Below are 21,368 nucleotides of genomic sequence, written 5' to 3' on the forward strand. Positions count from 1 at the left end.
GCGGCGAGGAGGGGTGCTGTGGCGCTCTCTACGTGACTGTCAGGTCCGAAGGGGAGCAGGTGGTTTGGTCGGACTGGCGCGACCCTGCCCATCAGGACGCCGGCCTTCCGGAACTCCGTTTCGCCGCCGGTCAGTACGCGGCGGAGGTCCGACGGGCCGGAGAGGACCGCGGTTGGGAGGAGCCGGCCGGAGCGGTCGCACGGCTGCTCGAGGCGAGGCTGAGGGGACGAGGGGACTGGCTGGTCCGGTGGGACTGCGAGTTGGAAGGCGTCTGGGACTCGCGCGCGGAACCCGACCGGATCCACGTCGTCCTGATGCATCCCCGCATTCGGACCGGGGCGGCCCGGCCCTGGCTCCAGTTCGGGACGACTCTCCCGATCTCCGCGGAGGACCCGGCCGTCCAGGCCGAGCACCTGGAGGCGCGTCTGATCGCGGGCGATCCCCGTACCACTGCGGAGGTCTGGGGCGGGTCGCACGATGCCGGGCAACTCGGCTACCCATGGCCGCCCGTGGACCCGCACGTCACGTGAGCGGCGGGTTGCCGCGAGGTGCGGGGACACCCGTCATGCGGTCGAGTGGCTGTCCACGGTACGGAGATCGCCCGGCTCCGGCATCCGCGGCGCGGAGGTGTCCTCGAAGCCCACGGACGTCCGGCGCCAGGTGGTCTCGTCGGCGGTCAGCAGCGCGGTGAGGACGTCGGGGGCCGGCAGCGGGCCGTGGTCGGCGGGGACGCGCAGGGCCGAGGCGGCGGTCAGGTGACCGAGCCGGAGCGCGCGCTCGACGGGGAGGCCGCGGTGCAGGCCCGCGAGGAAGCCGGCGGCGAACGCGTCGCCCGCGCCGACGGGTTCGGCCACGCGGACGGTCAGCGCGGGAACCGTGCGGGCGTCGGCGCCGACGAAGGCGGTCGCGGCCCGGGCGCCGTCCTTGACCACGAGGATCCGCGGCCCGGGCAGCAGCGCGCGGACCGAGGGCGCGTCGGTGACGGCGTCCCCCCACAGCGCCTGGGCCTCGTCCAGGCCGACGAGCACGATGTCGGCGCGGTCGGCGAGGGGGCGCAGCACCTCCGCGGCGGCGGCGCGGTCGCTCCACAGGGCGGGGCGGTGGTTCACGTCGAAGCTGACGGGGCACGGACGTCCGGGGCGCAGCACGCGCTCGACGAGGGCGCGGCAACTGCCGGACAGGGCGGGCGTGATGCCGCTGAGGTGGAGCAGCGCGGCGCCGTGCAGGGCCGGGTCGTCGAGCAGGTCCTCGGTGAGGGCCGACGCCGCCGAGTCGCGCCGGCGGTAGTGGACGCGGGTGCCGTGCTCGCCCGGGTCCTTGAACAGCAGCCCGGTGGGGCGGTCCGGGTCGACGCGCACGCCGCCGACGTCGACGCCGCCCGCGGCGATCCGCGCGAGGACGCGGCGGCCGAACGGGTCGTCGCCGACGGCCGACACCCAGCGCGCGGGCACGCCGTGGTCGGCGAGGTAGAGGGCGACGTTGGACTCGGCGCCGGCGACCGCGACGCCGAGCCGGTCGGCGTTCTCCAGCGGCCCGAGGGGGTCCGGTACGAGCGCGGCCATGGTCTCCCCGACGCAGACCACGGGGCCCGGGCCGAGCTTGAGCGCGTCGGTGGTCACGGGCCGTCCTCCGGTTCGGGGCCGGTGGGGCGGTAGGGCGCGGCGGGGGTGCCGGGGACGTCGACGCGGACGGCGAAGACGGCGCCGTCGAGCGGGCCCGGGGCGTCGAGGCCGATGGTGGCGCTGGTGACGTGGAGGGTGCGGCCGTCCGGGCCGCCGAGGCACAGTCCGGCGGGCTGGGCGGCGGGGAGTTCCACGACGCGGTCGAGCGTGCCGTCGGGGAGGTGGCGGCGGACCTGGCCGGTGCCCCACACCGCGGTCCACAGGGCGCCCTCGGCGTCGACGGTCATGCCGTCCGGGCTGCCGGAGTCCGGGGTCACGAAGGTCTCGGGCGCGCCGAGTTCACCGCCGGCCACGTCGACCGGGTAGCGCCGGACGACACCGCGGGCGCTGTCGGCGAGGTACATCGTGCGGCCGTCGGCGGTGAAGGCGGGCCCGTTCGGCACCGTGATGCCGCGCAGGACGCGGGTGACGCTGCCGTCGCGGTCCACGCGGTACAGGGAGCCCGCGTCCTCGGTCGCCGCGTAGGCCATACTGCCCGCCCAGAAGCGGCCGTACGGGTCGGCGACGCCGTCGTTCATGCGCATGGGCTCGAACGCGCCGTCCTCGGGCCGGGCGAGCCAGCGCACCCGCCCGGCGGGGTCGATGCGGCAGATGCCCGTGCCGGCCGCCGCGATCCAGTGCCCGGGGCGCCCCTCGACGGGGGCCACCGCGCCCAGCGGCACGGACAGTTGGGCCACCGTCCGGAAGGCGGGGGCGGTCAGCAGACGGCCCGTCAGGATGTCGGTGAGCACGACGCGGCCGTCGGTCCACCGGATGCCCTCGCCCAGTTCGAGGCGTTCCTCGCCGACGACCTCGTACGCGGTGCCGGCGGCGGTCACGGCGCGGGCTCCGCGCGGACGACGTCCAGGAACTCCCGTGCCCGCTCGCGCAGCGCGGCCAGGCTGCCGCCGGCGGCGGCGTCCGCCACCAGCGGCGAGCCGACGCCGACCGCGAGGGCCCCGGCGGCCAGGTACGCGGCGGCGGCCGGCGCGTCCACGCCGCCGACCGGCACGAACGGCAGGTCGGGGAAGGGCGCGCGCAGGTCCCGCAGGTAGCCGGGGCCGCCCGCGCTGCCGGCGGGGAAGAGCTTGAGTGCCTGGGCGCCGAGCTTGAGGGCCTGGAGGACGTCGGTCGGGGTCATCACGCCTGCCAGGACGGGCAGTCCGAGCTCCCGGCCGGTCGTGACGCCGTCGCCGAGCGCGGGGGTGACGAGGAAGGCGGCGCCGGCGCGGTGCGCGTCGTGCGCGTCGTCGGCGCTGAGCACGGTACCCGCGCCGAGGGTGGCCCCGGGCCCGAGCGCGGCGCGGGCCTGGGCGATCACGTCGAGCGCGCCGTGCCCGGTGAGGGACACCTCGATGAGGGTGACGCCCTCCTCGGCGAGGGTGAGCACGGTCTTGAGTGCGGCGTCCGGGTCGTTGCCCCGGACGATGGCGAGCAGCCGGTGGGTGCGCAGCGCTGCGAGCAGGTCCATCCGACATCCCTTCTGCTGGTGGGTGGTTCAGGTGCGGCGGGTCGCGGTGGCGGTCAGCCGCCACGAGACCTCGCCGGAGGCGGGCACGACGGCCGTGTCGCCCTCTTTCGCTCCCGCGCGGTCGAAGACGCGGCCGAGCATCGGCTCGACGCCGGTGGAGCGGTACGGTGCGCCGGCCGGGAAGGCGCCGAGGTTGCGCCACAGCGCGACGGCGACCGGCTGTCCCTCCGCCTCGAGCGTCAGGTGCAGCGTGTCGGGGCCGTCGGTGACCGTCATCCGGCCCGTGTCGACGACGGCGCCGACGGCGGTCCCGTCGTCGGGCCCGAGCACGTCGAGCGGGAAGCCGCCCACGGTGGGCCAGGTGCCGGGGACCTGGGTCGCGCCCTCGTCCGGGTAGAGCCGGGCGGCGGGCCGCCCGTCGACGCCGAGGCGGGCGGCGGGCGACAGGTCCAGGAGCGCGTGGGCCGCCCACACGAAGCGGTAGCCGGGCTCGGCACGGAGCGTGTACGCGGCGACGACGGCGCCCGCCTCGGCGGTGACGCGGCGGGTCAGCCGGAAGTCGGGGCACTCCACGGTGTACCCGTCGCCGTCCGCCCGCCACGGCCGCGACCAGGCGTCCCCGTGGTCGGGGAGTCCGCGCACGGTGGGCACGCACTCCTCCAGTCCCCCGGCGTCAGCGAAGGCGTCACCGGGCACGACGCCCGCGCGGCGCGGCTCCTCGCGGTGCCACAGCCATTCGCGGCCGCCGCCGGCGAGCGACGTCCAGCGGCCGCCGTGCGCCGGGTCGGTGGCGACGGTGAGCGGCACCGGCCGCGGCGCGGTCACCATTCGGCGAAGGAGCCGTCGGCGTGCCGCCAGACGGGGTTGCGCCAGGCGTGCCCGGTGCGGTCCGCGGCGCGCACGGCCTCCTCGTCGACGTCGATGCCGAGACCGGGCGCCTCGGGGCGGCGGGCCTGCCCGTCGACGAAGCGGAACGGCTCGGGGTCGACCACGTACGACAGCAGGTCGGCGTCCTTGTTGTAGTGGATGCCCCGGCTCTGCTCCTGGATCAGGAAGTTGGGCGTGGCGAAGGCGACCTGGAGGCTCGCGGCGAGCGCGATGGGCCCGAGCGGGCAGTGCGGCGCGAGGTGGGCGCCGAAGGTCTCCGCGAGCGCGGCGATCCGGGTGACCTCGGAGATGCCGCCCGCGTGCGAGAGGTCGGGCTGCACGACGGCGACACCGGCGTTGAGCACGGTGAGGAAGTCGGCGCGGCCGTAGAGCCGTTCACCGGTGGCGACCGGGACGTTGGAGGCGGCGACCAGGCCGGGGAGCAGATGCGCCTGGTCCGGCAGCACGGGCTCCTCGACGAACAGCGGGTGCAGCGGGGCTATCTCGTGCAGCACGCGCCGCGCGTTGGCCGCGCTGAAGCGGCCGTGGAAGTCCACGGCGACGTCGCGGTGGGCGCCCAGCGCCTCGCGCGCCACGGCGACGCGCTCGACGACGGCGGCCGTCTCGGCGGGGCTGGTGAGCGGCGGCGTGGCGCCTGCGGCGTTCATCTTGACGGCGGTGAAGCCGGCCTCGACCTGGGCGGTGATCTCGTCCTTCAGGCGGGCGGGTTCGTCGCCCCCGACCCAGGCGTACACGCGGACGGTGTCGCGCACCGGCCCGCCGAGCAGGGTGTGCACGGGGACGCCGAGGGTGCGGCCCGCGATGTCCCACAGGGCCTGGTCGATGCCCGCGACGGCGCTGGAGAGCACCGGACCGCCGCGGTAGAAGCCGCCCTTGGTCAGCACCTGCCAGTGGTCCTGGATGCGCAACGGGTCCTTGCCGATGAGCTGTTCCGCCAGCACCTCGACGGCGGCCCGCACCACCTCGGCGCGGCCCTCGACGACGGGTTCGCCCCAGCCGACGACGCCGTCGTCGGTCTCGATGCGGCAGAACAGCCAACGGGGCGGCACGAGGAACGTCTCGATGCGCGCGATCTTCACTTTGCGGGGTCGTCCTTCTCTTCGGTGGGGGGCTGCTCGCTGCCGTGCGGTCCGCTGACCTTGTCCAGGTCGCGCATCGCCTGGTCGAGCAGGGCACGCATGGCGTTCTCCGCCGCGTCCGCGTCCCGGTCGCGCACGGCGTCCAGGACGGCACGGTGGCTCGGCACGGGGTCCTCGCTGTGGGGGGCGCTGTGCACGATCTCGTCACGCTGGGCGAGACCGGACTCGATGACCATCTCCATGCGTTCCAGCAGTTCGTTGTGCGTGGCCGCCAGCAGCGCGCGGTGGAAGGCGAGGTCGGCCTCGACGGCGTGGCTCGCGCTGCCCTCCTCGCCCATGGCGGCCAGGGCCGCGTCGAGCGCTTCCAGGTCCTTGTCGGTGCGGCGGGACGCGGCCAGCCGTACGGCGGCGGGTTCGATGATGCCGCGCACCTCGCCGAGGTTGCGCAGCAGCGCCTGGTCGGCGCCGGAGCCGTTGCTCTCGGAGAACTGCCAGCGCAGCACGTCCGCGTCGAGCAGGTTCCAGTCGGCGCGCGGCCGTACGAAGGTGCCGCGCTTCTGCCGGGCGTCGACCATGCCCTTGGCCGCGAGCACCTTCAGCGATTCGCGCAGGGCCGTCAGGCTGACGTCCAGTTCGTCCTGCAGGGCCGCCATGTCGAGCGTCGCTCCCTCGGGGATCTCGCCGCTGAGCACTCGGCGGGCGAGGGTCTCCACGGTCTGGCCGTGCACTCCGCGGCGCGCGTATGGCGTCATGTGTATGCCTTTCTTGCTGGTCGTTCGGGACGGGAGCGGCTCTCCGGGTGTCAGGCGGAGGATTTGACGACGCTCCAGCCGCCGTCGACCACCAGGCTCGTTCCGGTGATGTACGAGGCTTCCTCGGCGGTGAGGAAGGCGACGGCGGCGGCGACCTCCTCGGGGGTGCCGAAGCGGCCGGCCGCCGTCTCGGCGACGCTCTGCTCGCGTTCGTCCTGCGGTACCCGGTCCCATGCGGCGGTCAGGATCGGCCCGGGGAGCACGGCGTTGACGCGCACCTCCGGTCCGTACTCGACGGCGAGCTGCGAGCACAGCGACAGCAGCGCGCCCTTGCTCGCCGCGTAGGCCGGGTGGCCGGGGATGCCGTGGTGGGCGTGGACGGACGAGGTGAGGACCGCCGCGCCGCGCTCCTGGCGCAGGTCGGGCAGGACCGCCTTGAAGCCGAGGAAGGCACCGGTGAGGTTGACCGACAACTGCCGTTCCCAGGACGCGAGGCTCGTCTCGTGGGCGGGGGCGACCCGCACCGTGTAGGCGTTGCTGACCAGGACGCCGACCGGCCCGAAGGCGTGCGCGGCGTCGACGACGCGCCGCCAGTCGTCCTCGCTCGCGACGTCCGCGGCGACGAAGACGGCGCGCGCGCCGTCCTTGCACAGCCCGGCGGCGATCTCCTCCCCGCGCTCTGCCGCGATGTCGACGAGCACGACGGCGGCGCCCTCGGCGGCCAGTCGCGCCGCGGTGGCGGCGCCGATGCCGGAGGCGGCACCCGTGACGACGGCGACGCGGTTGGTGAAGCGGGCCGCTGGGTTCATGGGGCTGGTCGTCTCCTGTTCGTTCCGTGCCATGGGTGCAGATTGTCGCCCGGCCGTCACTGGCGTGCCAGGACGACGAGCTCCGCGTCGTGCTGTGCCGTCCACGCGAACGGCAGTCCCGAGTGCAGCAGATGGGCGCCGCTGTAGCGGGTTCCGGTGGCCGTGTCGGTCCAGACGGTGTCGGGGGCCAGGCCGCGCAGCCGGAGCCGGGCGGCCCGGCCGGGCACCAGGGGCGCGCCGTCGAGCGTCCCGGTGTTCCAGGCCGTCACGACCAGGCGGGCGCCGCCCGGTTCCTCGTACTGGATGCCGCACGTCGCGTCGGCGGGGCTGCCCAGCAGGTGGACCTCGCCGTGGTGGACGACGTCGCGGACCTCCTTGTAGCGGGCGATCCACCGCGCGGCTTCGGCCCGCTGCTCCGGCGTCCAGTGCCGGATGTCGGCGCCGATGCCGAGCACGCCGGCGGCGGAGTTGACGAACCGGAAGGCCAGCGAGCGGGGCCGCGGGTCGAAGACGCCGGGGGCGTCGGTGACCCAGGAGCTCATGGTGTGCGGGGCGTGCGCGTGCAGGTAGCCGTACTGGATGCGCAGCCGGTCCATGGGCGCGGTGTTGTCGCTGGGCCACACCACGTCGGTGCGCGCGATGGTGGCGTGCTCGACGCGTCCGCCGCCGCCCGCGCAGCCCTCGACGGTGACGTGCGGGTGGGCGGCGCGCAGGTGGTCCAGCACCCGCAGGTAGCCGGCGATGTGGGCGGCGTCGAGGTCCTGGAGCTCGGGGTCGGCGCCCGCCGGGTGGCCGGGGCGGCCGCGCTCGGTGGGGGGCCGGTTCATGTCCCACTTGAGGTAGCTGATGGCGTGGGAGCCGAGCAGCCGGTCGAGGGTGCCGATGACGAAGTCCTGGACGTCCTCGCGGCCGAGGTCGAGCAGCAGCTGGTTGCGCACCAGCGTGGCGGGCCGGCCGTCGATGCGGTACACCCACTCGGGGTGCTCGGCGTACAGCTTCGAGCGGGGGCTGATGCCCTCGGGCTCCACCCACAGGCCGAAGTCCATGCCCAGCGCCCGGACGTCCTCGACGAACCGGTCGAACCCGCCGGGGAACTCGGCGGGGTCCGGGTCCCAGTCGCCGAGGCCGCCGGTGTCGTCGGGGCGTCCGACGAACCAGCCGTCGTCGACCACGAAGAGTTCGGCGCCGAGTTCGGCCGCGACCTGCGCCAGCTCCAGCTGGTTCCCGGCGTCGACGTCGAAGCCGGTCGCCTCCCAGGAGTTGTAGAGCACCTTGCGGGGGCGGTCCATGCGCCCGCCGGTCAGGTGCCGCTCGTAGCGGTGCCAGACGCGGGCCAGTCCGTCGAGCCCGTCGGGGCTGAACGCGCAGGCCAGCCGGGGCGTGACGAGCGTCGCGCCGGGGGCGAGGCGGACCGCGCCCTCGTGGGGCACCCGGCCGGCGCGCACGCGCACCGCGCCGCCGGGCTCGGCGTCGGCGGTGATCCGCCAGTTGCCGGACCACTCCAGGGCGATGCCGTAGGTGGGGGTGGCGCCCTCGGCGGGGGACGCGGCGTCCTGGATCGCGAGCCAGGGGTGGTAGGCGTGTCCGGCCGAGCCCTGGGTGCTCTCCATCTCGAAGCGCCCGCGCTCCAGCGTCACGTCCTTCAGCTGGAACTCCTGCGACCACTGGCCCGACAGGTAGCTCAGCCGCGCTCCGCCCTGGACGGGGACGTTGACGGCGGCGGAGTCGAAGCGCTCCAGCCGTACGTCGCTGTCCCCGGTGCAGGTCAGCTCGGTCCAGCGCAGGACGACGTCGGTGCCCGGCACCGTCTCGTAGCACAGCGTGGTGCGCAGGCCGAGCAGGTCGTCGGCGAACTCCAGGCGCAGCCCGCGGTCGCCGTCCTGCGTGGCGCCGGTGAACCGCCACCAGCTGCCGCGGTCGCCGCCGGGGCGGGAGGCGATCAGGTCGGCGCCGGTGAACGGCCGCAGCCCGTACGGGATGTACTCGGCCGGTGCGGCGTCGGCGGGCGTGATGAAGTGGGTGCGGCGCGACCAGTCCAGGGGCGACGGGCCGTCCTCGGCGCCGTGCGGCCCCCAGGCGGCGAGCTCGGCCCAGCGGCCCTCGCCGCCGAGGGTGACGGCATAGGTGGTGGTGTCGGTGCGCAACAGCCACCGGTCGTGCGCGGTCACTTGACGGCTCCGAGGTTGAGTCCGGCCACGAAGTGGCGCTGGAAGCGGAGGAAGACGGCCACCGTCGGGGCGGCGGCGATCACCGAGCCGGCCGCGATGACGTTCCACATCGACACGTACTGTCCCTGGAGTCCGATGAGGGACGCCGTGATGGGCATCTGCGTGTCGGTGCGCAGCACCGTGATGGCCCACAGCAGGTCGTTGAAGATCCAGGTGAACGACAGTGCGCACAGCGCGGCCAGCGCCGGGCGGGCCAGCGGGAGGATGATCCGCCAGTAGATCTGCCAGGGGTTCGCGCCGTCGATGACGGCGGCCTGCTGGATCTCGCCGGGGATCGACCGCATGAAGCCGTGCAGGACGAAGACGTAGAAGCCGACGCCGAAGCCGACCTGCACGCCGATCAGGGCGTACAACTGGTCGTAGATGCCGAGCACTTCGCTCAGCTTGGAGACCGGGATCAGCAGGATCTGCGGGGGCAGCAGGTTGCCGCCGAGCATGAGCAGCAGCAGGACGCGCCGGAAGGGCAGGTCGTAGCGGCTGAGCGCGAACGCGGCCATGGAGGCGAGGCCGAGCGAGAGCAGCACGGTGGGGATGGTGACCAGCATGCTGTTGATGAGGGCGCGCTGCTGGCCGCCGTCCACCCACGCCTGGCGGAAGCTGTCGAAGGTGAACGAGTGCGGCCAGCTGCCGACGCCGTGCGCGGCGATGTCGTCGAACGTCCGCGTGCTGGTGACCAGGACGAGGGCGATCGGCAGCAGCCACAGCGCGGACAGCAGTCCCGCGGAGAGGTGGAAGCCGGCGGTGCGCAGGGCACGGCCGCGCCCCGGGGACCGGCGGGGCCGCGCGGCCGGGACCTGACCGGCCCGGTCCGCTGCGTCCTTGTGGTCCTCGTGGTCCTTGACGCGCGAGGCGGCGTGGGTGGCGGTCATCAGTCGGCCTCCCTGAAGGCACGCACGAGGTAGCTCGCGATGACGCCGAAGGCCAGCACGAAGATGACGACGGCGAGCGCGGAGCCGTATCCCAGCCGCAGGGACTGGAACGCTGTGGAGTACATGTAGGTGCTCAGCACTTCGGAGGAGTGGTACGGGCCGCCGCGGGTGAGCGCCCACACGACGTCGAAGGAGCGCAGCGAGTCGATCACGATGACCGACAGGACGACCGCGTTGACACTGCGCAGCTGCGGCAGGGTGATGTGCCGGAACTGCTGCCAGCGGGTGGCGCCGTCGACCTTCGCCGCCTCGTACAGCGCCGGGTCGACGCCCTTGAGCCCGGCCAGGTACAGCACCATGACATAGCCGACCTGGCGCCACAGCGCGGGCACGATCACCGCGTAGAAGGCGGTGTCCTGGTCGGCGAGCCATGCGTGCTTCAGGCCGCCGAGGCCGATCGCCTCGAGGACGTTGTTGATCAGGCCGTCCGGCTGGTACATCGCCTGCCACACCAGGGCGGTGGCGACCAGCGAGAAGACCACCGGCAGGAAGAGCGCCGCCCGGTAGAACGCGATGCCGCGCCGCTCCTGCTGGAGCAGCAGCGCGGCACCGAGTCCGAGGACGGCGGAGAGCCCGCCGAAGAGCAGCAGCCACAGCACCGTGTTGATCGCGGCGGTGCGGAAGACCGCGTCGTGCACCATCTCGCTGAAGTTGCCGAGACCGACGAACTTCGGGGCGCCCAGCCCGTCCCAGGAGGTCAGGGAGAGGTAGAACCCCTGGAGGGCCGGCCAGAAGACCCAGAACGCCTCGACGAGCAGCGGGATGAGGACGAAGGCCAGGACCACCGGGGGCACCCGAGTGGCCCTGGACCGTCGTGTGGAGCCGATCAGCGCCATTGTCACTGGCTCCAGATCTTCTGTGCGCTGCGCTGCCACGTCGTCAGGATGGAGCCGATCTCCTTGGGCTTCGCCAGGTAGTGCACGAGCGCGGTGTCCGCGGTCGGCTGGAGGGCGTCGCTGGAGTCCCGGTTGAAGAACTGCGTGATCTCCGCGGCGCTCTCGACGAGCTTGCGCCCCTTGGCGACCAGCGGGGTGCCGGCGTCCTTGGCGTCGGGGTGGGTGGGCAGCACCGTACCCGAGGAGCTCTTGATGTACAGCTCCTGCGACTCGGCGGTGGCCAGGTAGCGCAGCAGCTCCTTGACGCCGTCGACACGCTTGCTGCGGGCGCTGGCGAAGTAGCCGTCGGTGGGCGCCTCCTCGGCGACCGGCACCTTGGGGTCGATGATCGGGAACTGGAAGAAGTCCAGGTCCCCGAGGGCGTCCTTCGGCGCGGCGTCGGCAAAGAAGGTGCCGATGAGCATCATGCCGGTGCGGCCCTGGAGCAGAGCGGTGGTGGCGTCCTGGAACGGGATCGCCGTGCCGTTGGGGTCGAAGAACGGGCGCGCCTGGTCCCACGTGTCGAAGACCTTGCGCACTTCGGGGTCGTCGAAGCGGTGCTTGCCCGCGAGGAGTTCACGGTGGTAAGTGGCACCGTTGACCCGGATGTTCAGGTAGTCGAACCAGGCGGAGGCGACCCACGGGGTGTCGCCGCCGGCACCGAGACCGATGGGGGCGACGCCCTTGCTCTTGAGCTTGTCGCACAGGTCCAGGAACTCGTCCCAGTTCTTGGGCTCCTGCACGCCCCACTTCTGGAAGTTCGACTTCCGGTAGAACATGCCCCACCAGTAGTAGCTGGTGGGCACGAAGACCTTCTTGCCGCTGGAGGTCGAGGTGCACAGCTTCTTCAGGGCGTCGGAGTAGCCGGCGAGCTCGGGCTTCTCCCAGACGTCGCTGATGTCGAGGAGCAGGTCCTTCTTGGCGTACGACTCCGCGACGGAGCCGGGGTACCAGGTGTACGCGTCCGGCGGGTTGGCGGAGGTGAGGTACGTCGGCAGCTGCGTGCGGAAGGTCTCGGAGGCGACGGTGTTGAGCTGCGCCTTGGTCGTCCCGCGCTTGTCGAACGCGGCGACGATCTCCTGCATCGCGGTCTTCGCCTGCGGGGAGGAGAGGTTGGACTGCAGGGTCACCGGGCCGCCGGACTTTCCTCCGGATGCGGCCGGGCTCTGGGTGACGCAGCTGCTCAGCAGTGCGCCGGCGCCGACTGCGCCGGCTCCCACGAGGAACCGGCGGCGGCTGGCGTTGATGGCGGTCATCTGTGTACTCCTAATGTGCCCACGGAACGGAGCTGAGGCCCCCTGACGGCCCGGCTCTGGGTGCGGCAGGAACAGACTGTCGCAGTGGTCAGCGCGCCGTCAAGATTAATTACTAATTTATTTCTGGGGTGGTGCGCCTCGGATCGAACGAGGCCCGGGGGCGCACCAGATGGAGCGAACAAGCTGGTCAAGCGCGGGGCGAGGTGGACCGGCGGAGCGACGCTCAGAGTCCGGTCCGGTGGACGCGGCCGCCCACCCCTGTTAACCCGGCGAGCACACCGTCGCCCCGGCCGGCGATCCCGCGGAGCGTGCGGCCGAAGGCGCCGCTCACCCCTGCACGATGCGAAGCCACTGGTCTCTCCCGGGAGTTGGGTTGCACGGGCACCCACCCCGGTCGGGCCGGGCGCCGGTGCCACGGCGGAAACTGTGGCGGCACCACCGGAGCCTGTCAATATTAATTGCTAATTAACTTAAAAACGGGGTCGCGAAACCATGGCTGTGCGCACGTCACGACGTACGAACGCCCCCGTCCGCGGGGCGCGGACGGGGGCGTTCGTGAAGCGTTCGTGCGGCGGTCAGGACCCCGACTGGGCCGCCCGCACCTGGGCGCTGAGGTCGGCGGTGTCCGACGCCGGAGGCGGCGTCACGGCCTTGGCGCTGCCGAACTTCAGGAAGTCGATGGTGACCTTGACCTTGCCCATCACCTCGACGATCCGGACCGGCAGGTCCTTGCCGTCGACCCAGACATCCATGTCGATGCTGTCGACCGAACCGGTCATGGAGTTGAGCAGGTTCTTCTTGTCCTTCGAGGACATCGCGTCGCCCATGGCCCCGAGGTCCTTCTTGCCCACAGTGGCGTGGTAGTGGTGCGCCGTGACGCCCCGCACCGACTCCTCGCCCAGGTCCTCGGTGTCCTTGGACAGGCCGATGTAACGCAGCCCCGAGGTCAGGTCGTTGGACTGCTGGGCCTGTTCCGCGACCTGCTCGCCCAGGATCGCGGACATGTCGACGCGCGCCCAGTGCTTGCCCTTGAGGGGGCCCGCGGGCTGGGGGTCCACGTTGTAGTAGTACGAGCCGTCCACCATCAGGGCGTGCAGCTTGGCGTCGTTCTGCAGCGCCTGCAGCTGGGCCGCCTTGGTGTCCATCATGACGTCGTAGGCGATGCCCTTGCCCCACGAGAACGTGCCCACCATCTCGACCGGGGCGCCCTGGCCGGGGTCGGTGGTGAAGTCGACCTTCGCCGACCCGACCTTCTCGGTGCGGTCGGTGACCCGCGCGAGGATCTGCGCGATCGTGTCCGCCTTGCCCACGGCCTCCGCCGTGTCGTGCGCGGCCTCGCAGCCGGCCGTCGCGGTCAGCGCGACGACCGCGGCCCCCACCGTGACGGCAAGGCGCATGCGCCTGGACGTGCCCATCAGATCCCACCCCTGTTGCGTGTTGACGTTGTGCGTGAGCTGTGCGGACTGTAGTGCGCGGCACCGACAGCGCCGTAACCATTTACCGCCCGCACCACCGCTCCCAGGTGTCCAGCGGGGGACGGCGCGCCTCCGGAAACCCCTCGGGTCGCGGGGGTGCCCACCGGGCGGGACAGGCCGGTACGCTCCGGGCATGTCGGAGGAGGAGACGTCCGCGACCGGCCCCGTGACGTACCGGGCCCGCGATCTGCTCGTCGCTGTCGTCGGGTTCCTGCTCGTCGGACTCGTCCCCCTGACGGTCCTCGGACTCATCGCCTGGCCGCTCGGGCTGCTGCCGAGCAGTGCGTTCCCCACCGCCTGGCTTGTTGTCCTCGCCGGTGCCGCTCCCGTGGCCGAGCTGTACCGGACCCGGCCGCCGGGCCGGCGCAGCGCGGCGGTCGCCGCCTTCGCCACCACGCTGGCGCTGGGTGTACTGGGAGAGACCGTGGAGTGGTGGATCTCGCCGGACTCCACCCTCGGCCTGGGCTCCGTGCTCGGCGCGCTGGCCGGTCTCTTCCTCGGCGCGGCGGTGTTCGCGTGGCGAATCGGCCACGTGGCCCGCGCCCGCACGGCCACCGGCACCTGACCGGCCACCGCCGGAACTCCGTGTCCGATATCCGCCGGTGTTCGCCCGCGGGATGCCGCACAGTGGAGTGGTGACGATGGACGACCGCAGGTACGAGGCGGTGCGCAGCCGGGACGCCAGGTTCGACGGCGAGTTCTTCTTCGCCGTCACGACGACGGGGATCTACTGCCGTCCCAGCTGCCCCGCCGTGACGCCCAGGCAGCGCAATGTGCGCTTCTACCCGACCGCGGCCGCCGCGCAGGGCTCCGGTTTCCGGGCCTGCCGGCGGTGCCGCCCCGACGCCGTCCCCGGCTCGGCCGCGTGGAATGTGCGGGCGGACGTCGTCGGCCGGGCGATGCGGCTGATCGGCGACGGCATCGTGGACCGCGAGGGCGTGGCAGGCCTCGCCGCACGCCTGGGCTACAGCGCCCGCCAGGTGCAGCGGCAGCTGAACGCGGAAGTCGGCGCCGGGCCGATCGCCCTGGCGCGGGCCCAGCGGGCGCACACCGCGCGCATCCTGCTCCAGACGACGGGGATGCAGGCGGCCGGTATCGCGTTCGCCGCCGGCTTCGCCAGCGTGCGCCAGTTCAACGACACGATCCGCGAGATCTACGGCATGACCCCCACCGAACTGCGCGCGGCCCGGCCCGCGAGCGGACGTTCCGCGGCCGTCGCCACCGGCGGCGCGGACGCGGTGTCCGCCGCCGGGGTGCCGCTGCGGCTCGCCTACCGGGGCGGCTACGACACCGGGCAGGTCTTCGACCACCTGGAGCGGCGCGCCCTGCGGGGCATCGAGGAGGTCACCGGCCTCCCCGGCGACCGCACGTACCGCCGTACGCTGCGCCTGCCGGGCGGACACGCCGTCGCCGAGGTGGGCGAGTCCGCCCGCAGCGGCAGCGGCTGGCTGGAGTGCCGCCTGCACCTGAGCGAGCTGCGCGACCTGACCACCGCCACCCAGCGCATCCGGCGCCTGTTCGACCTGGACGCGGACCCGTACGCGGTGGCCGAACGGCTGGCCGCGGAACCGGCAATGGGGGCGCTGGCCGCGCTCCGCCCCGGCATGCGCGCGCCCGGCACCGCCGATCCGCACGAGATGGCGGTCCGCGCCGTCCTGGGCCAGCAGGTCACCCTGGCCGCGGGACGGCACCTGGGCGCCGCGCTCGTGGCGGCGTACGGGACGCCGCTGCCCGCGCCGAGCGGCGGCCTCACGCATCTGTTCCCCACGGCGGACACCCTCGCGGGGGCGTCGCTGGAGGAACTCGGCATGCCAGGTGCCCGCCAGGACACACTGCGCGGCCTCGCCGCCGCGCTCGCCGGCGGCACCGTCGCCCTCGACCCGGGGGCCGACCGGGACGCCGCGGAGAAGGCGCTGCTCGCCCTGCGCGGCATCGGCCCCTGGACGGCCGGCTACCTGCGGATGCGCGCTCTGGGCGACCCGGACGTCCTACTGGAGGACGACGCGGGGGTGCGCGCGGGCGCCGCGCTGGCGGGGGTCCCGCTGGAGGAGGCCGAGTCCTGGCGGCCGTGGCGCAGCTACGCCGTGCACCACCTCTGGAACGCCGCGCAGACCCTGTCCCGGGGTGAACCGCCGGGTGCCGGAGCAGCGGGAATGCGACGTCCGAATCCCGCCAGCACCACCCTCGCCGAGGGACCAGACTCGTAGCCGTACCGCACGAACGACGGAAGGACCGGACCGATGACGGTCTACACCACGACGCCCAGCCCGCTCGGCGAACTCCTGCTCGTCGGCGAGGAGTCGGCGACCGCCGGGGGCGGCACGGCGCTCACCTCGCTGTCCGTTCCCGGGCAGAAGGGCGGCGTCGCCTCCCCCGCGCCCGGCTGGCGCGAGGACCGGGCGGCGTTCGCCGGGATCCTCGACCAGCTCACGGCGTACTTCGCGGGCGAACTGACCCGCTTCGACATCGAGTTCACCACGGCCGGCACCCCGTTCCAGCAGCAGGTGTGGAAGGCGCTGGAGAGCATCGACTACGGCACGACCCTCTCCTACGCCGACGTCGCGGAGCGCTGCGGCATCCCGCGCAGCTCGTCCCGCGCGGTGGGCGCCGCGATCGGCCGCAACCCCCTGCTGGTCGTCCGGCCGTGCCACCGCGTGATCGCCTCCAGCGGCGCGCTGACCGGCTACGCCGGGGGCATGGCCCGCAAGGAGCACCTGCTGGCGCTGGAGTCCGGCCACCGCGCCGGCTGAACGGGAGAACCGCATGACCCCCACCACCCACGCCCCGGCGGCGGCACCCGCGCGGGTCGCCGCCGCCGACTGGCCCGCGCTCGCGGGCGAACTCGACGCGTACGGCAGTGCCCTGACCGCCGACCGCGTCCTCACCCCCGCCGAGTGCCGCGCGGTGGCCTGCCTCTACGACGAGCCGGCGCGCTTCCGCTCGACCGTCGACATGGCGCGACACCGTTTCGGCTCCGGCCAGTACCGCTACTTCGCCCACCCGCTCCCGGAGCTCGTACGGGAGTTGCGCGAGGCGTTCTACCCGCACCTGCTGCCCGTCGCGCGCGACTGGGCGGCGCGACTGGGCCGCCCCGCGCCCTGGCCGGACACCCTTCAGGAGTGGCTGGGGATGTGCCACGCGGCGGGCCAGCGGCGGCCGACGCCGATCCTGCTGCGCTACGGCCCGGGCGACTGGAACGCGCTGCACCAGGACCTCTACGGGGAGCTGGTGTTCCCGCTCCAGGTCGTGATCGGCCTCGACGAGCCCGGCGAGGACTACACCGGCGGCGAGTTCCTGATGACCGAGCAGCGGGCGCGCGCCCAGTCCCGGGGCTCCGCCGTCGCCCTCCCCCAGGGTCACGCGCTGGTGTTCACCACCCGCGACCGCCCCGTCCGCACCGCACGCGGCTGGTCGGCCGGCCCCATGCGGCACGGCGTGAGCACCGTCCGCTCCGGCCGCCGGCACACGCTGGGGCTGGTCCTCCACGACGCGTCGTGACCGGCTTCGGCCCCGCCGGGACGTACACGCTGACCGGACCGGACGGGCTGCCGTACCGCAGCACCGCACCCGGCACCCTCGGCGGGCACCGGCGCGGCCGCCTCTACGGCAGGCTGGACTGCCCGAGCGCGCTGCGGGCACTGGCCCGCGGCGGCTACGTACGGGAGCGGGTGTTCTTCGCCGACGAGGCGACGGCGGTGGCGGCGGGCCACCGGCCCTGCGCGCGCTGCCTGCCGCGGCAGTACGCACAATGGAAGGCGAGCCGAGCGAACCGGGACCCCGACACCATGGCACTGCCGTACCTCCCCGACAGCGGGACACCGCCCTCGCCCCTGCTCGCGGCCGGCGACCTTGCCGCGCTGGCGGGAGCGGCGGCGCCCGCGGCTCACACGGCGGAGGAACTCGCCGCCGTCCTCGGACTGCTGGGGGGCGCGCGGGTCGTGGCGGTGGGGCACAGCCGCGACGCGGCCTCGCGTGATGCCGCGGCGGCCTTCTCGGCCGCGTGGCGCACGGCGGGTCGCGAGATCGCCGCCGTCGTGGACTGGCCCGAGGAGGCGGCCTCCTGGCTGCGGCCGGCCCAGCGGCTGACCGCGGACGCGCCCGACGCCTGGGCGGTCGCCGCGGCCCCCCGCGGCTGGGCCCAGCTCGTCCGCCGGCTGCGGCACAGCACCGGCTGGGACCCCGCCCGCACGGTCGGCTTCGCCGCGCTGGGCGATCCCCGTGTCGCGGCCGCGACCGGCGCGGCGGCACTGCAGGGACTGCGCGGGGCGGCGGCCGACGGCGGCGTCTGGCGCTTCGACCGCGGCTGGGTCGTCCGGGACACCGGAGGCACGACATGAGCGCGCTGATCCCCCGCCCCCGCCTGGAGGTCGCGCCGGGCGCGGTGCACGTACCCGGCTGGCTGGACCTCGACGAGCAGCGCCGGCTCGTGACCGCCTGCCGCGCCTGGGCCACCGGACCGGTCCCCATGCGGCACACGAGACTGCCGCAGGGCGGAGTGATGTCGGTCCTAACGGTCTGTGTCGGCTGGCACTGGCAGCCGTACCGCTACACACGGACGGCGGGCGACGTGAACGGCGCCCGGGTCGCGGAATTCCCCGGCTGGCTGGCCGAGATGGGCCGCCGGGCGCTGGTGGACGCGTACCGGGACCCGGCGGCCGGCGACGGCTACGCGCCGGACACCGCTCTGGTCAACTTCTACGACGCGGACGCCCGGATGGGCATGCACCAGGACAAGGACGAGCGCTCCGCGGCCCCCGTCGTGTCGCTGACCGTCGGCGACAGCTGCGTCTTCCGCTTCGGCAACACCGAGAACCGCAACCGCCCCTGGACCGATCTGGAACTGGCCTCGGGAGACCTGTTCGTCTTCGGCGGGCCGTCGCGTTTCGCGTACCACGGGGTGACGAGGATCCTGCCCGGGACCGGTGACCCGGCCACCGGCCTCACGGCCGGGCGGCTGAACATCACCATGCGGGTCACCGGTCTGACGGACGCCGCCGGTCAGTGACCGGGCAGGTCGCGGTTGAACAGCCGCACCTGTCCGCGGGCGATGGGCCTGCCGGCCTCGTCCGCGATCTCCACGAGCCACAGTTGCAGGCTCCGGCCCTGCTGGAGGGGAGTGGCGACCACGTCGAGGCGCCCGGCGACGTGCGAGCGCAGGAAGTCGGTCTGGTTGCCGACCCCGACCGCGAACTGGCCCCGGGACCGCACCGCGAGCGACGCCCCCACACTGGCCGCGCTCTCGATGACCGTGGTGTACAGCCCGCCGTGGGTGATGCCCCACGGGGTGTGGTGCTCCGCGGTCACGTCCACGTGACCGCGGACCTCGGTCGGGGAGACGGAGTCGAACCGCAGGCCGACGGCGCGGAGGAAGGCCCCCGAGTTCTCCGGGGCGAGGGCGGCGTCGGGCCGGTCTGCTTCGGGCACGGCGGGCTCCTGGTCTGTGCGCGGACGGGGCGACGGGATCAGTGCTGCTGCGGGGTGGGACGGTTGCGTATCAGTGTGGCGGCAGCGACGGCCGCCGCGGCGATGGCGACACCCGGGATGACGACGGCCACGTGCAGCGCGCCGGAGAAGGCGTCGCCGACCGCGGAGTCCACGGTGGCCCTCAGCCCGGCGGGCAGGCCCGCCCCGGAGGAGCCGCCGGCGACCGCCGTGACCACCTGGCCGGTGACCGCGGACGGGGTGCCGCGCTCGGCGAGCGCGTCGGGCAGCCGGGAGGCGAGGCCGCTGGTGAGGACGGTGCCGGTGACGGTCGCACCGAGGGTGCTGCCGACCTGGCGGAAGAGGTTGACCGTTCCGCTGGCCATGCCGCCGTCGGTGTGCGGCACGCTGATGACCGCGACAGCCGTGCCCGGCGGCAGGATGAGCCCGCCACCGACACCGAACAGGGCCAGTTCCACCCCGATGACGGTGATCGACGTGGTGGCGGACTGCGCGGTCATCAGCAGGGCGGCCACCGCGGCGAGCACGGTTCCGGTGACGAGGGTCGTCTTGAAGCCGACACGGCGGGCTATCGCGGCGGCCACGTAACTCACCAGCACGTACGCGATCATCACCGGCAGGAGCAGCAGCCCCGCGTGGAGGATCGTCTCGTGCCGGACGCGCTCGAAGTACAGCACCTGCGCGAGGGCGACGGCCACGAACGAGTACTGGCCGATCATGGCGACGACGTTGGCCGTGGCGAAGGTGCGGTTGCGGAACAGCCGCAGGTTGAGCATCGGCGTGCGGGTACGTGACTCCTGCACGATGAAGGCGGCCACCGCGACGGCGGCGAGCACGAACGCCCCTGTCGCCCGCCAGGCCCCGTATCCGCTGTGACCGCCCTCGACCAGGCCGTAGTTGAGCGCGGCGATGGCGATCACGGCCAGCACCAGGCCCGGCGGGTCGAGGTGCCGACCGGGCTGCCGGCTCTCGGTGACGAAGCGCGGCGTGAGGATCAGCACGACCACCGCGAGCACCACGTTGACCAGGAACACCGCGTTCCAGGAGAAGCGCTCCAGGATCAGCCCGGCCGCCACGGGACCGAAGGCGAGCCCGATGCCGGACACGGCGACCCAGATGCCGACCGCCCGGGTCCGCTCGTGCGGGTCCGGGAACATGTGGGTGACCAGGGACAGGCTGTTGGGCAGGATCGCCGCCCCGCCGATGCCCATCAGCGCCTGGCCCGCGATGACCGTCCCGGCGCCGGAGGCCAGGAACACCACGAGGCTTCCGGCGCCCAGGAGCACCATGCCGAGGGCGAAGACGCGGCGGCGTCCCAGGATGTCGCCGACGGTGCCGGCGGAGAGCACGAAGCTCGCGACCATCATCGAGTAGATACCGGCGATCCAGACGAGCGCGGAACCGGATACGTGCAGATCCTGCTGGAGGGGCGCGAGAACCGCCGCGGTCTGCGTGATGTTCACGAACATCGCCATCTGGCCGAGGCTCGCGACGACGAATCCGATCCATTGCCGCCGGCTCTGCCGGGCGGCGGTGGGCTGTGTGACGGGCGGTACGACAGACGCGCCGGTGGCGGTCGGGGGTGTCATGAGCGTGTTCCCTCCTCAGCTGAGTACGACTCTCGAACCCAGCCGTGGTGTCGCACGCTACCATGTCTGAGTTCTTCTGCAGAACTCAGATAGGATTCACCGCATGGACTACCTCGACCAGGACACCTCCAACTGCTCGGTGGGCCGCGCCGTCGATCTCCTCGGCCAGCCGTGGGTGCTGCTGATCCTGCGCGAGGTCTCTCGCGGGATCCGGCGGTTCAGCGACCTGCAGAACCATCTGGGCGTGTCCCGCTCGGTCCTCAGCGACCGGCTGGGCGGCCTGGTCGAACGGGGCGTGCTGGAACTGCGCGACTACCAGGAACCGGGCACGCGCCGGCGCTCGGAATACGTGCTCACCCCGATGGGGAAGGACCTCTACCCCCTGATCACGGCGCTGCGCAATTGGGGCGACAAGTACCTCGCGGACCCGGAGGGCCCGTCCATGCTGGCGACGCACCACGCGTGTGGGGCGCCAGTGAGGGTGGCGCTGATGTGCGAGGACGGGCATGTGGTCGCCTCCGGCGACGAGGTGGATCGCCGCCCCGGTCCGGGGGCGCGGGCGCGTGCCCGCGCCTGATGTCCCGGGTTTTTCCCCCGCCCTCCCTCCCGATTGCCCGGCGCGGTAAGTGCGGGCCCCGCTAAGCGCGTTGTGGGGTCGGCGCCTGCTCCGGAGTCCGTCCTCGGGGCTCGCGGTCTACGCCAACGTGCCGTGCAGCGCGGTCGCCGCTCGTCCCCTGCGGGCGGACCCCGGCGCACCCCCTCCCGGGTCGGCTGGGGCGACTTACGGCCGGTGGGGGTTCGGATGAGCACTTGCGGTGACCCCGGACCGCCTCTTCACCCACCCACCGGGGATCAGGCGCGGGACGAGACGGAGGGGGCGGGGCTGTAGGGGTGGCGTTCTGGACTGTGGAGCA

22 protein-coding genes are annotated in these 21,368 nt (G+C 73.5%); 8 read left to right on the forward strand and 14 right to left on the reverse strand.

The window, feature by feature from the left end:
* Positions 1-314: 314 nt before the first annotated feature.
* Positions 315-530, forward strand: a complete 216-nt coding sequence (locus tag ABZ883_RS24020; protein ID WP_360909275.1) for a hypothetical protein — start codon at positions 315-317, stop codon at positions 528-530.
* 33 nt (positions 531-563) lie between these two features.
* On the opposite strand, the gene ABZ883_RS24025 is transcribed toward ABZ883_RS24020, so the two are convergent.
* The 12 genes from ABZ883_RS24025 to ABZ883_RS24080 all read right to left on the reverse strand — a co-directional run bounded on the left by ABZ883_RS24025 (position 564) and on the right by ABZ883_RS24080 (position 13,363).
* Positions 564-1,619: a sugar kinase gene (locus ABZ883_RS24025; protein WP_360909277.1), complete on the reverse strand. Its 1,056-nt coding sequence runs from the start codon at positions 1,617-1,619 to the stop codon at positions 564-566.
* The gene (locus tag ABZ883_RS24030; RefSeq protein ID WP_360909279.1) at positions 1,616-2,500 is read right to left on the reverse strand and encodes an SMP-30/gluconolactonase/LRE family protein; all 885 of its coding nucleotides are present in this window, start codon (positions 2,498-2,500) and stop codon (positions 1,616-1,618) included. The genes ABZ883_RS24025 and ABZ883_RS24030 overlap by 4 nt, the downstream gene beginning before the upstream one ends.
* Complete coding sequence (locus ABZ883_RS24035) at positions 2,497-3,132, reverse strand: bifunctional 4-hydroxy-2-oxoglutarate aldolase/2-dehydro-3-deoxy-phosphogluconate aldolase (protein WP_360909281.1); 636 nt, start codon at positions 3,130-3,132, stop codon at positions 2,497-2,499. The genes ABZ883_RS24030 and ABZ883_RS24035 overlap by 4 nt, the downstream gene beginning before the upstream one ends.
* 27 nt (positions 3,133-3,159) lie before the next feature.
* Positions 3,160-3,960, reverse strand: coding sequence for a hypothetical protein (locus ABZ883_RS24040; RefSeq protein ID WP_360909283.1), 801 nt, complete (start codon positions 3,958-3,960; stop codon positions 3,160-3,162).
* Entirely contained in the window at positions 3,954-5,099 is a 1,146-nt protein-coding gene (gene dgoD / locus ABZ883_RS24045; protein ID WP_360909285.1) for a galactonate dehydratase, read from the reverse strand. Before dgoD ends, ABZ883_RS24040 begins: the two co-directional genes overlap by 7 nt.
* Positions 5,096-5,851, reverse strand: coding sequence for a FadR/GntR family transcriptional regulator (locus tag ABZ883_RS24050; protein ID WP_360909287.1), 756 nt, complete (start codon positions 5,849-5,851; stop codon positions 5,096-5,098). The genes dgoD and ABZ883_RS24050 overlap by 4 nt, the downstream gene beginning before the upstream one ends.
* A 50-nt stretch (positions 5,852-5,901) precedes the next feature.
* Positions 5,902-6,660 carry an SDR family NAD(P)-dependent oxidoreductase gene (locus ABZ883_RS24055; RefSeq protein WP_360909593.1) on the reverse strand — a complete coding sequence of 253 codons (759 nt, stop codon included), beginning with the start codon at positions 6,658-6,660 and terminating at the stop codon, positions 5,902-5,904.
* Positions 6,661-6,716: 56 nt separating this feature from the next.
* Complete coding sequence (locus tag ABZ883_RS24060; protein WP_360909289.1) at positions 6,717-8,828, reverse strand: alpha-galactosidase; 2,112 nt, start codon at positions 8,826-8,828, stop codon at positions 6,717-6,719.
* Positions 8,825-9,757, reverse strand: coding sequence for a carbohydrate ABC transporter permease (locus ABZ883_RS24065; protein ID WP_360909291.1), 933 nt, complete (start codon positions 9,755-9,757; stop codon positions 8,825-8,827). Before ABZ883_RS24065 ends, ABZ883_RS24060 begins: the two co-directional genes overlap by 4 nt.
* A complete protein-coding gene (locus ABZ883_RS24070; protein WP_360909293.1) occupies positions 9,757-10,611 on the reverse strand; it encodes a sugar ABC transporter permease in 855 nt (284 codons plus the stop codon). The genes ABZ883_RS24065 and ABZ883_RS24070 overlap by 1 nt, the downstream gene beginning before the upstream one ends.
* A 44-nt stretch (positions 10,612-10,655) precedes the next feature.
* Positions 10,656-11,948 (reverse strand): ABC transporter substrate-binding protein, encoded by a 1,293-nt coding sequence (locus ABZ883_RS24075; protein WP_360909295.1) that lies wholly within the window; start codon positions 11,946-11,948, stop codon positions 10,656-10,658.
* 575 nt (positions 11,949-12,523) lie between these two features.
* Positions 12,524-13,363, reverse strand: a complete 840-nt coding sequence (locus ABZ883_RS24080; RefSeq protein ID WP_360909297.1) for a hypothetical protein — start codon at positions 13,361-13,363, stop codon at positions 12,524-12,526.
* Positions 13,364-13,556: 193 nt separating this feature from the next.
* Between ABZ883_RS24080 and ABZ883_RS24085 the strand changes: the two genes are divergently transcribed.
* The 6 genes from ABZ883_RS24085 to ABZ883_RS24110 all read left to right on the forward strand — a co-directional run bounded on the left by ABZ883_RS24085 (position 13,557) and on the right by ABZ883_RS24110 (position 18,428).
* On the forward strand, positions 13,557-13,988 hold the full coding sequence (locus tag ABZ883_RS24085; RefSeq protein WP_360909299.1) for a hypothetical protein: 432 nt from the start codon (positions 13,557-13,559) through the stop codon (positions 13,986-13,988).
* 76 nt (positions 13,989-14,064) lie between these two features.
* The gene (locus tag ABZ883_RS24090; RefSeq protein WP_360909301.1) at positions 14,065-15,630 is read left to right on the forward strand and encodes an AlkA N-terminal domain-containing protein; all 1,566 of its coding nucleotides are present in this window, start codon (positions 14,065-14,067) and stop codon (positions 15,628-15,630) included.
* A 33-nt stretch (positions 15,631-15,663) separates the two neighbouring features.
* Complete coding sequence (locus ABZ883_RS24095; protein ID WP_360909303.1) at positions 15,664-16,173, forward strand: methylated-DNA--[protein]-cysteine S-methyltransferase; 510 nt, start codon at positions 15,664-15,666, stop codon at positions 16,171-16,173.
* 13 nt (positions 16,174-16,186) lie between these two features.
* Positions 16,187-16,921, forward strand: coding sequence for a 2OG-Fe(II) oxygenase (locus tag ABZ883_RS24100; protein WP_360909305.1), 735 nt, complete (start codon positions 16,187-16,189; stop codon positions 16,919-16,921).
* Positions 16,918-17,760 carry a hypothetical protein gene (locus tag ABZ883_RS24105; RefSeq protein WP_360909307.1) on the forward strand — a complete coding sequence of 281 codons (843 nt, stop codon included), beginning with the start codon at positions 16,918-16,920 and terminating at the stop codon, positions 17,758-17,760. The genes ABZ883_RS24100 and ABZ883_RS24105 overlap by 4 nt, the downstream gene beginning before the upstream one ends.
* The gene (locus ABZ883_RS24110) at positions 17,757-18,428 is read left to right on the forward strand and encodes an alpha-ketoglutarate-dependent dioxygenase AlkB (RefSeq protein WP_360909309.1); all 672 of its coding nucleotides are present in this window, start codon (positions 17,757-17,759) and stop codon (positions 18,426-18,428) included. Before ABZ883_RS24105 ends, ABZ883_RS24110 begins: the two co-directional genes overlap by 4 nt.
* On the opposite strand, the gene ABZ883_RS24115 is transcribed toward ABZ883_RS24110, so the two are convergent.
* Positions 18,422-18,847, reverse strand: a complete 426-nt coding sequence (locus tag ABZ883_RS24115; protein WP_360909311.1) for a PaaI family thioesterase — start codon at positions 18,845-18,847, stop codon at positions 18,422-18,424. The two genes, ABZ883_RS24110 and ABZ883_RS24115, sit on opposite strands and share 7 nt — an antisense overlap.
* Positions 18,848-18,885: 38 nt before the next feature.
* Positions 18,886-20,454, reverse strand: coding sequence for an MFS transporter (locus ABZ883_RS24120; protein WP_360909313.1), 1,569 nt, complete (start codon positions 20,452-20,454; stop codon positions 18,886-18,888).
* A gap of 103 nt (positions 20,455-20,557) precedes the next feature.
* Here ABZ883_RS24120 and ABZ883_RS24125 point away from each other — a divergent pair, with 103 nt between their 5' ends.
* Positions 20,558-21,031 (forward strand): helix-turn-helix domain-containing protein, encoded by a 474-nt coding sequence (locus tag ABZ883_RS24125; protein ID WP_360909315.1) that lies wholly within the window; start codon positions 20,558-20,560, stop codon positions 21,029-21,031.
* Positions 21,032-21,368: the final 337 nt, after the last annotated feature.

The sequence above is a fragment of the Streptomyces sp. NPDC046977 genome, from assembly GCF_040644455.1.
In the GTDB taxonomy this organism is placed as follows: Bacteria; Actinomycetota; Actinomycetes; order Streptomycetales; family Streptomycetaceae; genus Actinacidiphila.